General features: G+C 54.2%; 11 protein-coding genes. 9 read left to right on the top strand and 2 right to left on the bottom strand.

Annotated elements, in window-relative coordinates:
• Window positions 1-21 precede the first annotated feature (21 nt).
• The 8 genes from flgE (at window position 22) to flgL (ending at window position 8,342) form a co-directional block, all read left to right on the top strand.
• Window positions 22-1,257, top strand: a complete 1,236-nt coding sequence (gene flgE / locus FOB24_RS11005) for a flagellar hook protein FlgE (RefSeq protein ID WP_150344899.1) — start codon at window positions 22-24, stop codon at window positions 1,255-1,257.
• Between the two features lie 20 nt (window positions 1,258-1,277).
• Window positions 1,278-2,033 carry a flagellar basal body rod protein FlgF gene (locus tag FOB24_RS11010; RefSeq protein ID WP_038639704.1) on the top strand — a complete coding sequence of 252 codons (756 nt, stop codon included), beginning with the start codon at window positions 1,278-1,280 and terminating at the stop codon, window positions 2,031-2,033.
• A gap of 13 nt (window positions 2,034-2,046) precedes the next feature.
• Window positions 2,047-2,829 carry a flagellar basal-body rod protein FlgG gene (gene flgG / locus FOB24_RS11015; RefSeq protein ID WP_006685087.1) on the top strand — a complete coding sequence of 261 codons (783 nt, stop codon included), beginning with the start codon at window positions 2,047-2,049 and terminating at the stop codon, window positions 2,827-2,829.
• Window positions 2,830-2,886: 57 nt separating this feature from the next.
• Window positions 2,887-3,585: a flagellar basal body L-ring protein FlgH gene (gene flgH / locus FOB24_RS11020; RefSeq protein WP_016152630.1), complete on the top strand. Its 699-nt coding sequence runs from the start codon at window positions 2,887-2,889 to the stop codon at window positions 3,583-3,585.
• Between the two features lie 33 nt (window positions 3,586-3,618).
• On the top strand, window positions 3,619-4,695 hold the full coding sequence (locus FOB24_RS11025; protein ID WP_087857787.1) for a flagellar basal body P-ring protein FlgI: 1,077 nt from the start codon (window positions 3,619-3,621) through the stop codon (window positions 4,693-4,695).
• The gene (flgJ, locus tag FOB24_RS11030) at window positions 4,695-5,645 is read left to right on the top strand and encodes a flagellar assembly peptidoglycan hydrolase FlgJ (RefSeq protein ID WP_085048529.1); all 951 of its coding nucleotides are present in this window, start codon (window positions 4,695-4,697) and stop codon (window positions 5,643-5,645) included. Before FOB24_RS11025 ends, flgJ begins: the two co-directional genes overlap by 1 nt.
• 64 nt (window positions 5,646-5,709) lie before the next feature.
• Window positions 5,710-7,374: a flagellar hook-associated protein FlgK gene (gene flgK / locus FOB24_RS11035; RefSeq protein WP_069323316.1), complete on the top strand. Its 1,665-nt coding sequence runs from the start codon at window positions 5,710-5,712 to the stop codon at window positions 7,372-7,374.
• 14 nt (window positions 7,375-7,388) lie between these two features.
• On the top strand, window positions 7,389-8,342 hold the full coding sequence (flgL, locus tag FOB24_RS11040; RefSeq protein ID WP_110498365.1) for a flagellar hook-associated protein FlgL: 954 nt from the start codon (window positions 7,389-7,391) through the stop codon (window positions 8,340-8,342).
• A gap of 77 nt (window positions 8,343-8,419) precedes the next feature.
• Here the strand turns inward: flgL and FOB24_RS11045 are convergent, their stop codons facing one another.
• Window positions 8,420-9,619, bottom strand: coding sequence for an MFS transporter (locus tag FOB24_RS11045; protein WP_137351519.1), 1,200 nt, complete (start codon window positions 9,617-9,619; stop codon window positions 8,420-8,422).
• A gap of 21 nt (window positions 9,620-9,640) precedes the next feature.
• Between FOB24_RS11045 and FOB24_RS11050 the strand changes: the two genes are divergently transcribed.
• On the top strand, window positions 9,641-10,666 hold the full coding sequence (locus FOB24_RS11050; protein ID WP_150344900.1) for a LysR family transcriptional regulator: 1,026 nt from the start codon (window positions 9,641-9,643) through the stop codon (window positions 10,664-10,666).
• A gap of 40 nt (window positions 10,667-10,706) precedes the next feature.
• On the opposite strand, the gene rne is transcribed toward FOB24_RS11050, so the two are convergent.
• A complete protein-coding gene (rne, locus tag FOB24_RS11055; protein WP_150344901.1) occupies window positions 10,707-13,934 on the bottom strand; it encodes a ribonuclease E in 3,228 nt (1,075 codons plus the stop codon).
• Window positions 13,935-14,483 lie beyond the last annotated feature (549 nt).

Genomic DNA, 14,483 nt, shown 5'->3' on the forward strand with positions numbered 1-14,483 from the left:
CACACTTATCAGGAGTAAGTCATGGCCTTTTCTCAAGCGGTCAGCGGTCTGAACGCTGCAGCGACCAACCTCGATGTCATTGGTAATAACATCGCCAACTCCGCTACCTACGGTTTTAAATCTGGTACGGCTTCTTTTGCCGATATGTTCGCCGGTTCTAAAGTGGGCCTGGGGGTTAAAGTTGCGGGTATTACTCAGGACTTTACCGATGGTACTACCACCAATACCGGACGCGGACTGGATGTGGCTATCAGCCAGAACGGATTTTTCCGTATGGTAGACAGCAACGGCTCTGTATTCTACAGCCGTAACGGTCAGTTCAAGCTCGATGAAAACCGCAATATCGTTAACATGCAGGGGCTGCAACTGACAGGTTATCCTGCTACCGGTACACCGCCGACAATACAGCAAGGTGCTAACCCGGCACCGATCACTATTCCGAATACGCTGATGGCGGCGAAAACCACGACTACCGCGTCAATGCAGATCAACCTGAACTCCACTGACAAGGTACCAAGTAAAACGCCGTTTAATCCAAACGATGCGGATTCCTACAACAAAAAAGGCACTGTTACCGTTTTCGATAGTCAGGGTAACGCCCATGACATGAACATTTTTTATGTCAAAAACGCAGAGAGCAACACCTGGGAAATTCACACACAGGATGCTTCAACTGGCGAAGCTGCAAAATCAGCCGGGTTTATGAAGTTTAACAACAATGGTGCGTTTTTAGGGATGAGCGCCACGGCAACCGGTACGCCAGCAGGAACGGATATCAACATCGAAACAGGGCAAATTAACGGTGCAGATACCGCAAAATTCTCCCTGAGCTTCCTGAACTCCATGCAGCAGAACACCGGTGCCAACAACATCGTCGCCACGAATCAGAACGGCTACAAGCCGGGCGATCTGGTGAGCTACCAGATTAACAATGACGGTACCGTGGTCGGTAATTACTCCAACGAACAGCAACAGGTACTGGGCCAGATCGTGCTGGCAAACTTTGCCAACAATGAAGGTCTGGCGTCTCAGGGCGACAACGTCTGGGCGGCTACACAGGCTTCCGGCGTGGCGCTGCTGGGTACCGCAGGCGAAGGTAACTTCGGCAAACTGACCAACGGCGCGCTGGAAGCCTCAAACGTGGATTTGAGTAAAGAACTGGTGAATATGATCGTCGCTCAGCGTAACTATCAGTCGAACGCGCAGACCATCAAAACCCAGGATCAGATCCTCAACACGCTGGTCAACCTGCGCTAAGCGCCTGACGGGATGGCTTAATGGATCACGCAATTTATACCGCTATGGGCGCGGCCAGTCAGACGCTGAATCAACAGGCGGTGACGGCCAGCAACCTGGCAAACGCCTCCACGCCGGGCTTTCGTGCGCAGCTTAATGCGCTGCGTGCGGTTCCCGTTGAAGGTTTGTCTTTACCGACGCGTACGCTGGTGGTGGCCTCCACGCCGGGGGCCGACATGACGCCGGGCCAGATGGACTATACCTCACGCCCGCTGGACGTGGCGTTGCAACAGGACGGCTGGTTGGCTGTCCAGACCGCAGACGGTAGCGAAGGATATACCCGTAATGGCGCCATTCAGGTAAGCCCTACGGGTGAACTCACTATTCAGGGGCATCCGGTAATCGGTGAAGCCGGGCCGATAGCCGTACCGGAAGGTTCCGAAGTCACCATTGCGGCTGACGGGACGATCTCGGCGCTTAACCCAGGCGATCCGGCTAATACGGTTGCGCCCGTTGGGCGTCTGAAACTGGTGAAGGCGACGGGGAATGAAGTGCAACGTGGTGATGACGGTATGTTTCGTCTGACCCAGGCCGCGCAGGCTACCCGTGGCGCGACGTTACAGGCCGATCCGAGCATCCGCGTTATGTCGGGCGTGCTGGAAGGCAGTAACGTCAAGCCGGTTGCCGCGATGAGCGACATGATTGCCAACGCCCGCCGTTTTGAAATGCAGATGAAGATTATCAGTAGCGTGGATGATAACGCGGGCCGCGCTAACCAACTGCTGTCGATGAGTTAACACAGGACATTTTATGATCAGTTCATTATGGATCGCCAAAACCGGCCTGGATGCGCAGCAAACCAACATGGATGTGATTGCCAACAACCTGGCAAACGTCAGCACCAACGGATTTAAGCGCCAACGTGCGGTGTTTGAAGATCTGTTGTATCAGACGATTCGCCAGCCTGGCGCCCAGTCTTCTGAACAAACCACACTGCCGTCCGGTTTGCAGATTGGTACCGGTGTGCGTCCGGTGGCAACCGAGCGTTTACACAGCCAGGGGAACCTGTCGCAAACCAATAACAGTAAAGATGTAGCGATTAAAGGCCAGGGCTTTTTCCAGGTCATGCTGCCTGATGGTACGTCAGCTTATACCCGTGACGGTTCTTTCCAGGTGGATCAGAACGGTCAGTTAGTGACGGCGGGTGGTTTTCAGGTTCAGCCTGCCATCACCATCCCGGCTAACGCGCTCAGCATCACCATTGGACGTGACGGTATTGTCAGTGTGACCCAACAGGGTCAGGCTGCGCCTGTTCAGGTCGGGCAGCTTAACCTGACCACCTTTATGAACGACACCGGCCTGGAAAGTATTGGTGAGAATCTGTACACCGAAACGCAGTCATCTGGCGCGCCGAATGAGAGCACGCCGGGGCTGAACGGCGCGGGTCTGCTGTACCAGGGGTATGTTGAAACTTCTAACGTCAACGTGGCGGAAGAGCTGGTAAACATGATCCAGGTTCAGCGCGCTTACGAAATCAACAGTAAAGCGGTATCGACCACCGATCAGATGCTGCAAAAACTGACGCAACTCTAAAGTGGAGTCCGGTGGGGTGAGAACCTCACCGGCACACTGATTTTGAAGATGACCGCAATGCGAAAATACGCGCTTCACCCATACCCAATTTTAGCTCTGCTGGTGGTTTCACTGACAGGGTGCGCCTGGATCCCAGCCACGCCGCTCGTGCAGGGCGCGACGTCTGCTCAACCGGTTCCAGGCCCGACGCCGGTGGCGAATGGCTCAATCTTCCAGTCGGCACAGCCGATTAACTACGGTTATCAGCCGCTCTTCGAAGACCGCCGTCCGCGCAATATTGGCGATACGCTGACCATCGTATTGCAGGAAAACGTCAGCGCGAGCAAAAGCTCCTCGGCAAACGCCAGCCGCGACGGCAAGACCAACTTTGGTTTTGATACCGTACCGCGCTACCTGCAAGGGCTGTTTGGTAACGAACGTGCCGACGTAGAAGCCTCCGGTGGGAACACCTTTAACGGTAAAGGCGGCGCGAACGCCAGCAATACTTTCAGCGGTACGTTGACCGTAACGGTCGATCAGGTTCTGGTGAATGGCAATTTACATGTCGTGGGTGAAAAACAGATCGCCATTAATCAGGGCACTGAGTTCATTCGCTTCTCCGGGGTCGTTAACCCGCGCACCATCAGTGGCAGCAACTCCGTACCGTCAACTCAGGTTGCGGATGCGCGTATTGAGTACGTCGGCAACGGCTACATCAATGAAGCGCAAAATATGGGCTGGTTGCAGCGTTTCTTCCTTAACTTATCGCCGATGTAAGCGAGGTACCCGGTGTTTAAATCTCTTGTTGGAATGGTACTGGTACTGGCAACCGCCTTTGCGCATGCCGACCGTATTCGTGACCTGACCAGCGTGCAGGGCGTGCGGGAAAACTCGTTGATAGGTTACGGGCTGGTGGTCGGGCTGGATGGTACCGGTGACCAGACCACACAGACGCCGTTTACGACGCAAACGCTCAATAATATGCTGTCGCAGTTGGGGATCACCGTACCAACCGGCACCAATATGCAGCTGAAAAACGTGGCGGCGGTGATGGTTACCGCGCAGTTTCCAGCTTTTGGTCGCCAGGGGCAAACCATTGACGTGGTGGTCTCTTCCATGGGGAACGCCAAAAGCCTGCGCGGCGGAACGCTGCTGATGACTCCGCTGAAAGGGGTCGATAGCCAGGTATATGCCTTGGCGCAAGGGAATATTCTGGTTGGCGGTGCGGGCGCGGCTGCGGGTGGCAGTAGCGTGCAAGTTAACCAGCTCAATGGCGGACGCATCACCAACGGCGCGACCATCGAACGTGAGTTGCCCAGCCAGTTCGGCGGCGGCAACACTATTAATCTGCAGCTCAATAATGAAGATTTCACTATGGCGCAGCAGATTACCGACACCATTAATCGCTCGCGTGGCTTTGGCAGCGCGACGGCGCTGGATGCCCGGACCATACAAGTGCGTGTGCCAAGCGGCAACAGTTCACAGGTACGCTTCCTTGCCGACATCCAGAATATGGAGGTGAACGTCACGCCGCAGGACGCGAAGGTCATTATCAACTCGCGTACGGGATCTGTAGTCATGAACCGTGAAGTCACGCTGGATAGCTGTGCCGTGGCGCAGGGTAACTTGTCGATTACGGTAAACCGCCAGGCAAACGTCAGCCAGCCGGATACGCCGTTTGGCGGCGGGCAGACCGTAGTGACGCCACAAACGCAGATCGATCTGCGCCAGAGCGGCGGCTCGCTGCAAAGCGTACGTTCCAGCGCCAATCTGAACAACGTCGTGCGCGCGCTGAATGCGCTGGGGGCGACGCCGATGGATCTGATGTCCATTCTGCAATCGATGCAGAGCGCGGGTTGCTTACGCGCCAAACTGGAAATCATCTGATGATTGGCGACAGCAAACTGCTGACCAGCGCCGCCTGGGATGCGCAAGCACTGAACGAACTGAAAGCGAAAGCGGGTCAGGATCCGGCGGCGAATATTCGCCCCGTGGCCCGTCAGGTTGAAGGGATGTTCGTGCAGATGATGCTGAAAAGCATGCGTGAAGCGTTGCCGAAAGATGGTGTGTTTAGCAGCGATTCAACGCGTTTGTATACCAGCATGTATGACCAACAAATTGCGCAGCAGATGACCGCAGGCAAAGGTCTGGGACTGGCTGAAATGATGGTTAAGCAGATGACGCAAGGACAAGCGCAACCTGCTGATGATGCGCCACAGGTACCGATGAAGTTTCCGCTGGAAACGGTGACCAGCTATCAAAACCAGGCGCTGACGCAACTGGTGCGCAAAGCCATCCCGAGGACGACGGAAAGTAATGATGAGCCGCTGTCGGGCGACAGTAAAGACTTCCTCGCCCAGCTGTCGCTGCCGGCAAAACTGGCGAGTCAGCAAAGCGGCGTTCCGCATCATCTGATTCTGGCGCAGGCGGCGCTGGAGTCCGGATGGGGTCAGCGGCAAATTCGCCGGGAAAACGGTGAACCGAGCTTCAACATTTTTGGCGTGAAGGCTTCGGGAGGCTGGAAGGGACCAACGACCGAAATCACCACCACCGAATATGAAAACGGCGAGGCGAAAAAGGTGAAAGCCAGATTCCGCGTCTATAGCTCTTACCTTGAGGCGCTGTCGGATTATGTCGGGCTGATTTCCCGTAACCCGCGCTATGCGGCGGTGACCGCAGCTGCAACCGCTGAGCAGGGCGCGCAGGCCCTGCAAAATGCCGGTTACGCTACCGACCCTAACTATGCGCGGAAATTAACCAGCATGATCCAGCAGTTGAAATCGATGAGTGAAAAGGTGAGCAAAACCTACAGCACGAACATCGATAATCTCTTTTAAATAGCTCAAGTCTACCGACCTGCTGCCGATAATAACGAGTATTGAAGGATTACAAGGAACCTCCATGTCCAGCTTGATTAATAACGCGATGAGTGGACTCAGCGCAGCGCAGGCCGCGTTGAACACTGCCAGTAATAACATCTCCAGCTATAACGTCGCCGGATATACCCGACAAACGACAATTATGGCGCAAGCGAACAGCACGCTGGGTGCGGGGGGCTGGGTAGGCAATGGCGTCTATGTTTCTGGCGTGCAGCGCGAGTATGACTCGTTTATCACCAATCAGCTGCGGGCAGCGCAAAACCAGAGCAGCGGTCTGACGACCCGTTATGAGCAAATGTCGAAAATCGACAACCTGCTGTCCAGCAAAACCAGTTCGATTTCGACCTCAATGCAGGACTTTTTTACCAGTCTGCAAACGCTGGTCAGTAACGCCGAAGATCCGGCGGCACGCCAGGCGCTGATCGGTAAAGCTGACGGTTTGGTGAATCAGTTTAAAACGACCGATCAGTATCTGCGCGATCAGGATAAGCAGGTTAATACCGCTATCAAAGCCAGCGTCGATCAGATCAACAACTACTCGAAACAAATCGCCAGCCTTAACGACCAGATTTCTCGTCTGACCGGTGTTGGGGCGGGGGCATCCCCTAACGATCTGCTCGATCAGCGCGATCAACTGGTCAGTGAACTGAACCAGCTTGTCGGCGTGGAAGTCAGCGTTCAGGACGGCGGCACTTACAACGTAACCATGGCGAACGGTTATTCATTGGTGCAGGGCAGCAATGCGCGCCAACTGGCGGCAGTGCCTTCCAGTGACGATCCTTCGCGTACAACCGTTGCGTATGTGGATGGCGTTGCCGGAGCGGTTGAGATCCCTGAGAAACTGCTGAATACCGGTTCATTGGGGGGACTGCTCACCTTCCGTTCGCAGGAACTGGATCAAACGCGTAACACGCTGGGCCAACTGGCGCTGGCGTTTGCCGATGCGTTTAACACCCAGCATAAAGAAGGTTTTGATGCTAACGGCGATGCGGGTAAAGATTTCTTTGCTATCGGCAGCCCGTCCGTACTGAGTAACGCTAAAAATACCGGTAAAGCAGAATTAAGTGCTGAAGTTGATGACAGTTCGAAAGTGCAGGCTACCGACTATAAAGTTGTGTTTAGCGGCGGCAAATGGCAGGTGACGCGTCTGGCCGATAACACCACGTTTGAAGCTAAACCTGATGCGAACGGTAAACTGGATATTGATGGTCTGAAGGTAACGGTTAAGGCTAATCCAACCGGCGCTAACGATAACGACAGCTTTATTCTGAAACCCGTGAGCAACGCTATCGTTGATATGAAAGTCATGGTGACTGACGAGTCGAAAATCGCCATGGCGTCAGAGAAAAGCACTGATCCTGCTGCAGATACAGGTGCAAGCGATAACCGTAACGGTCAGAAACTGCTGGATCTGCAAACCAAGGCAACTGTTGGTAATAAAACCTTTAATGACGCTTACGCCACCCTGGTGAGTGACGTGGGCAACAAAACGGCGACGCTGAAAACCAGCAGTACCACGCAAAACAATGTGGTCAAGCAGCTTTATAACCAGCAGCAGTCGATTTCCGGGGTAAACCTCGACGAAGAATACGGTAATTTGCAGCGTTATCAGCAGTATTACCTGGCTAACGCACAGGTATTGCAAACTGCGAATGCGCTGTTTGATGCATTGATTAATATTCGCTAAGGGAGAGGGACACAATGCGTATCAGCACCCAGATGATGTACCAGCAGAACATGCGTGGCATCACTAACTCTCAGGCTGAATGGATGAAGTTCGGCGAGCAGATGTCGACCGGCAAACGTGTGATCAGCCCGTCTGACGATCCGATTGCCGCGTCGCAAGCCGTAGTGCTTTCTCAGGCTCAGGCGCAGAACAGCCAGTACACGCTGGCGCGCACCTTCGCGACGCAGAAAGTCTCGCTGGAAGAGAACGTACTGAGCCAGGTAACAACGGCTATTCAGGCTGCGCAGGAGAAAATTGTTTATGCCGGTAACGGTACATTAAGTGATGATGACCGTGCATCGTTGGCCACTGATTTGCAGGGTATCCGCGATCAGCTGATGAACCTGGCGAACAGCACCGACGGTAATGGGCGCTACATTTTTGGCGGATATAAAACCGAATCGGCCCCGTTTGCCCAGGCTGATGGTTCCTATAGCGGTGGAACAACAAATGTGACCCAGCAGGTTGATGCTTCCCGTACCATGGTCATTGGTCACACGGGCGACAAAATCTTCGCCAGCCTGACCAGCAACGCCGTACCGGAACCACCGGGTAGCACCCAGGAAAAGAACCTGTTCAAAATGCTGGATAGCGCGATTGAAGAGCTAAAAATTCCTATTGCGGGTGATGATGTGGCAAAGGATAAGGCCGCAGCAGCTATCGATAAAACCAATCGTGGCTTGAAAAACTCACTGAATAACGTGCTTTCCGTTCGCGCAGAATTGGGTACCCAACTGAGTGAACTGAGCTCACTGGATTCACTGGGAGCCGATCGTGCGCTAGGCCAAACCCAACAGATGAGCAACCTGGTGGATGTCGACTGGAATGCGGCGATTTCGTCCTACGTCATGCAGCAGGCCGCACTTCAGGCTTCTTATAAAGCATTTACCGATATGCAGGGAATGTCGTTGTTCCAGCTTAATCGGTAATATCTCTTTTTGAACATATCTTGAAACTGGGTATGTTTGTCTGCCCGCTCCCTTAACACCCAGGAGCGGGCATTTTTTTAGGCTACCGTTGTTTTGCTAAGCGACAGATTTCCCGTCAGCCTTATTACCAGCGCAAGCGCACCGCTGATGGTTGCCAGCGTCACCACACCTTCCCAGTTTGCCAGCGCATAGACCTGACTCCCGAGAACGGAACCCAGCGCCATACCAATGAACACCATAGTAAACAGCAGCGCATTCAGACGGCCCCGGGCCTGAGGCTCCAGGCCATAAACCAGGTTCTGGTGGGCAACCAGGCTGGATTGCAATCCGAGATCAAAACCGACCGCCGAAACAGCAATCAGCAACCACTGCCCCTGTACTGGCAGGGCGGGTAACAAGAACATCAGTGCGAAAGAGACGGTTACCAGCAAAGCACCTAACTGCGTCACTTTTGCTGCGCCCACTTTATCGGCCAGATGACCCGCCAACGGCGCGGCAAGCGCACCGGCGGCTCCCGCGATACCAAACGCGCCCGCCATAGCGCTACCCATGTGATAATGTTCAGATAACATCACCGCCAGCGTGGACCAGAAAGCGCTGAAGGCTATGGACAGAAAGCCCTGTGCCAGCGCCGCGCGGCGCAATGCGGGATACCGTTGCCAGAGCTGCGCCATAGAGAGCATCAATGACGGGTAGCTCAGCGTAGAATGGGCCGTAAAACGAGGCAGTACCTTCCACATAATTACGGTAATCATGGCAATACTGGCGGCGGCAAGTTGGTACATCTCACGCCAGCCAAACGCTTCACCCACCAGTCCGCTAACGGTACGCGAGAGTAAAATCCCCAACAGCAGGCCTGTCATCACCGTGCCCACCGTTTTTCCCTGTTTGCCTTCCGGCGCCAGAATAGCCGCCGCGGGAACGATATCCTGCGCCATTGTTGCCGCCATGCCCATCAACAGGCTCACTATTAGCAGTGAATGTAACTGCCCGGTAAAGCTGCATGCCAGAAGCAGTACGGCAAGAGAGATACTTTTCAGCAGGATTAATGTCCGGCGGTCATAACGATCGCCCAATGGCAATAAAAACAGAATACCCAGCGCGTATCCCGCCTGGGTCAGCGTCGGAACCAGTCCCATGCCGGTAATACTTAAGTTCAGATCCTGACCCATTAAAGGCAGAAGGGGCTGGGCATAGTAGATAGCGGCAACGCTGAATCCGGCTCCTAATGCCAGAACGAAAATGACCCAACGGGAAAGTGCGGTGTGTGTGTTCACAAATGATTCCTCAATCACAGGATGTGCGGCTATTTTTATCCTTCTGCGGGTGGTGCGGTAGCGAGCGCAGTGGTAAAACAGTTATACGTCAGGCGTATGAAGAAACTGGTAATGATAAAAACTGAACGTATAGATAGGGTGGAATTGATGCGCACGTTTGTGCGTATCGTTGAAGCAGGATCGCTTTCGGCAGCGGCAAAACAGATGGGGACAACGCAAGCGACGGTAAGCCGACGGTTGCAATCCCTGGAAACTCTGCTGGGTGTGAAACTGATCATGCGTACCACGCATGCGATGAAATTAACCGACGATGGAGAGCGCGGTTACCAGCACGCCAAAAATATCATCGATGCCTGGCTGGCGCTGGAAGATGGACTTAATGTCACGGAAGATGAACCGGTGGGGACGTTGCGCGTACGGGCGCCGCATGCGTTTGGACAGCAACAGCTCCTTGAGCCGCTGTTGCAGTTTCTTTCGCGCTATCCACAGTTATCGGTGGAGTGGATGCTTAACGACAAAACCGTTGATTTCCTGAGCGATAATATTGATTGCGCGATTCGGGTTGGCGCGGAAGTCGATCCGGCCACGGTTTCCGTTTTACTGGCTGAAGTTCCCCGTAGCATGGTGGCGAGTTCTGTATTGCTGGAGCAATATGGCGAAATTTCGCACCCTGAGCAGTTATCCGTGCTGCCGTGGATTGCAGTGAACACGTTTTTTCAGCATAGCGTTTCGTTGCTACACCAGGCGCGTAATGAACCTGTCACGCTGACTATTTCACCCAGATTAAGTACTGACAGTATTTATGTGGCAAGAAATGCCGCGCTGGCCGGGCTGGGAGTGACGATTGTTTCCAGCTGGATGGTTGAAGAAGATATCGCCAACGGACGTTTAGTTATGCTGCTGCCCGAGTGGCGGGCAGCCTCGTTGCCGGTGCATCTGGTTTATCCATGGGCGCGTTACTATCCGACACGGTTGCGCAAATTTTTAGCGTTAATGAAGGATGTGATGCCACAGTTAACCGGGATGAAACGCGTAGAGCCGATATAAAAAAGCCGACCCTAAGGTCGGCTTTGATGTTGATTATGACTTATTCAACCGGCTGCGGGCGTGTTGCCGGCGCAGTGGCCTGATGCGTGGCGCTGTGTCCACCGGCGGCGCCTTTGCCTTCAAAGGCGAATGGCGGGCGCTGCCAGTCGCTATGACGCGGCGCTTCTGGCACATAATCCGGCGCGGGAGCGCGGGTCATCGGCGCAGTCGCATGGCTGTGAAGGTGCTCGGCGTCAACGCTTGTTGCGACAACGTCAGACTTAACGACTTCAGCTTCTACAACCGGCGCAGCAACAACTTCCTGCGGCGCAGCGACTTCTTCCACAGTCGGCGCTACTTCCGCAACTTCTTCAACCACCTCCGGCTTGGAGACGATGATTTCCGCAGGCTCTTCAACCGCGACTTCAGCTACAGGTTGAGCTTCAGCGGCGATTTCTTCAGCTACAGGTGCGTCAGATTCAGCGATAATTTGCGGTTGTTTTTCAACCGGGGTCGCAATGACTTCCGGATGCGTGGTTTCAACAACGGCAATCTGAGGTTCCGCTACAACTTCCTCTGGCTGCACGGCTTCAACCGGCGCAGGAGTGTCCGCAATGTGCTCAACGGCAGCCGCAGCAACCTGAGGCTCTACTGCGACAGAAGCAGTTTGCTCCTGGTGAATTTCCTGCTCGCGTTGTTCTTCAACCTGCTGATCCTGCGAACGAACGACAGGGTAGCTGATCCATACTTTACCGGACGCCAATTCAGGAGAAGCACAGGCGACGGTCAGCGGCATTGGCGACTGAGTCGGATAACGCTCGTCACGATAACGACGACGACGCTGTCCACTTACGCGCAGATGGCGAGGGGAACGGCGGGAACGACGTGGCATACCGTTGGAGTCACGCGCTTCGCTGTTGTCTTCCTGCTCAGGTGCGACAACGGCTGGCAGATCAACTTTCGCCAGTTCGGTACGCGGAGTCGGTACGGACTGCTCAACGGCTTGAGCGACAACGACCTCAGCTGCCGCAGCGGTAGTTGCCACTTCGGCTTCAACCGCCGTGCTGTCTGTATAACGCACTTTCTGGTTCAACTGACGCTGTTTACGACGGGTCTGAGGCTGACGTACGCGCTCTTCCTGCTCGGTATCCTGCGCTTGTTGTTCAGCCAGGTTCAGCTCTTTAACTTCCTGCTGCGCCTGACGCTTGTCATCGTTGCGGCGACGGTTGCGCTCGCGACGCGGGGTCTGCTGCTCATCACCTGATTTCGCTTTGTCAGCGACATCACTGGATTGCTGGCGATTATCGCGCGCTTCCGCATTTTGCTGCTGGGCCTGACGACGGTTACGACGATTGTCATCGCGGTTTTCGCCATTTTCCGCACGTTCGTTACGGTTGTCACGATCGCCACGGTTATCGCGGTTATCACGACGATCGTTACGATCGCGACGATTATTTTGCCGTGGTTTACGGCGGTCCTGCTGACGTTCCGTCTTCTCTTCAGCTTTCGGTGCAGGTTGTTCAACCGGCTTCGCTTCTTCGTTACCGCCGAAGATAGACTTCAGTGCGCTGAAGAAACGGCTAATCAAACCAGGCTGAGAGGCTGTTGCTGCGGTGGCGGCAGCAGCTTTAGGCGCAGCGGCTTTAACAGCGGGTTCTTGCACGGTTGGTGCTGGCGGCACGTCTGGCATAGCAAAGGTCGCGAGTGCCGGTTGCTCTGGCTGTTTACGCTCGACATACTCTTGTTCTGACGGCAGTTCCATTGCTTCTTCGTGCAGCTTCGGCAGCAAGTAGCTCAGGGTTGGCGTTTCTTCGCCTTTGCGGACGCGCAGCACGGAATAGTGCGGGGTTTCCATCTGATCGTTTGGCACGATTACACAGCGCACGCCATTCTGACGCGTCTCGATGGCGTTGACCGCAGTACGCTTTTCGTTGAGCAGATAAGAGGCAATCGGCACAGGAACGATAGCGTGAACTTCCTGGGTATTCTCTTTCAGCGCTTCTTCTTCAATCAGACGCAGAATAGACAGCGACAGAGATTCGTTGTCACGCACGGTACCGGTGCCGGAGCAGCGCGGGCAGACGTGATGGCTGGACTCACCCAGCGACGGGCTCAGACGCTGGCGGGACATCTCCAGCAGGCCGAAGCGAGAAATATGGCTGATCTGAATACGCGCTCGGTCCTGACGCACGGCTTCACGCAGGCGGTTTTCAACCGCACGCTGGTGGCGAACCGGCGTCATATCGATAAAGTCGATGACAATCAGGCCGCCGAGGTCGCGCAGACGCAACTGACGCGCAATTTCATCGGCTGCTTCCAGGTTGGTGTTGAATGCGGTTTCTTCGATGTCGCCGCCGCGGGTCGCGCGTGCGGAGTTGATATCGATAGCGGTAAGGGCTTCAGTGCTGTCGATGACGATGGAGCCGCCGGACGGCAGACGCACTTCGCGCTGGAACGCGGACTCAATCTGAGATTCAATTTGATAGTGGCTGAACAGCGGGATTTCACCGGTGTACAGTTTGATTTTGCTGCTGAAATCCGGACGACCCAGCGCGGCGATGTGCTGACGCGCCATCTCCATGACTTTCGGGTTATCAATGAGGATTTCGCCAATATCCTGACGTAAATAGTCACGGAATGCGCGGACGATGACGTTGCTTTCCTGGTGAATCAGGAACGGAGCAGGGCGGCTGTCGGCGGCTTTTTGAATGGCTTCCCAGTGTTTCAGGCGGAAGCTCAGGTCCCATTGCAGCGCTTCGGCGGATTTGCCGACACCTGCGGTACGCACAATAAGCCCCATACCATCAGGCAGTTCCAGGCTTGCCAGCGCTTCTTTTAATTCGGTGCGGTCATCGCCTTCAATACGACGGGAGATGCCGCCCGCGCGCGGGTTGTTCGGCATCAGAACCAGATAACTACCCGCCAGGCTGATAAAGGTGGTCAGCGCAGCGCCTTTATTGCCGCGTTCTTCTTTATCGATCTGAACAATGACTTCCTGACCTTCGCGCAACACATCTTTAATGTTGGGACGACCATGGGAGTTGTAGTTAGCGGGGAAGTATTCGCGGGCAATTTCTTTTAACGGAAGGAAACCGTGACGTTCAGCGCCGTAATCAACAAAAGCAGCTTCCAGACTCGGTTCAATACGGGTAATTTTCCCTTTATAGATGTTGGCTTTTTTCTGTTCGTGTCCGGGACTTTCGATATCCAGATCGTACAGACGTTGCCCATCTACAAGGGCGACACGCAACTCTTCCTGCTGAGTCGCGTTAATTAACATTCTTTTCATCGTAACTTACTCATTATTCTTACATTGACGACTAAGCTGCGGGCAGAGTAATGCCTTTCCGGGTGTGAACCGATGGCCTCGTGTCTATTCGCGTCGCCAACCTCACGGTTATCGTCAGCTCAAAGAGGCGCAGAGTGTCGGTTGCCTGTATTTCATACGGAAACACAGCGCAATTATCAGGGGAACAGTCTGGGTGTTACTCTCCAGAAAAGCTTCCTTATTACCGGTAAGGACTGCAACCCGCAGCCCGCTAACTGCCTGAAAGATCAATACGTCTTACGCCATTGCTGCGTTGATGATCGGTCGGGCAAAATTGGGTCATTCCGGAAAAGGTCTTGTTTTAACAAGATTCAACACGGAGACAACCTCATTATTCCACTGCTAACCTTGTTATAGCAAGATGACTTTTGCCATTTATCACCCGGTTACTCACAGTTTTTTCACTTCCGCGTAGTGATTGGTTTAATAACCACCAAATCGGTTATGTCAAACTTAAGTAATAGGGTATAGCAGTTAATATAAGCATAGAAAAATGTGTGGCGCGAATCT

This window comes from Citrobacter werkmanii, from assembly GCF_008693645.1.
Taxonomy (GTDB): domain Bacteria; phylum Pseudomonadota; class Gammaproteobacteria; order Enterobacterales; family Enterobacteriaceae; genus Citrobacter; species Citrobacter werkmanii.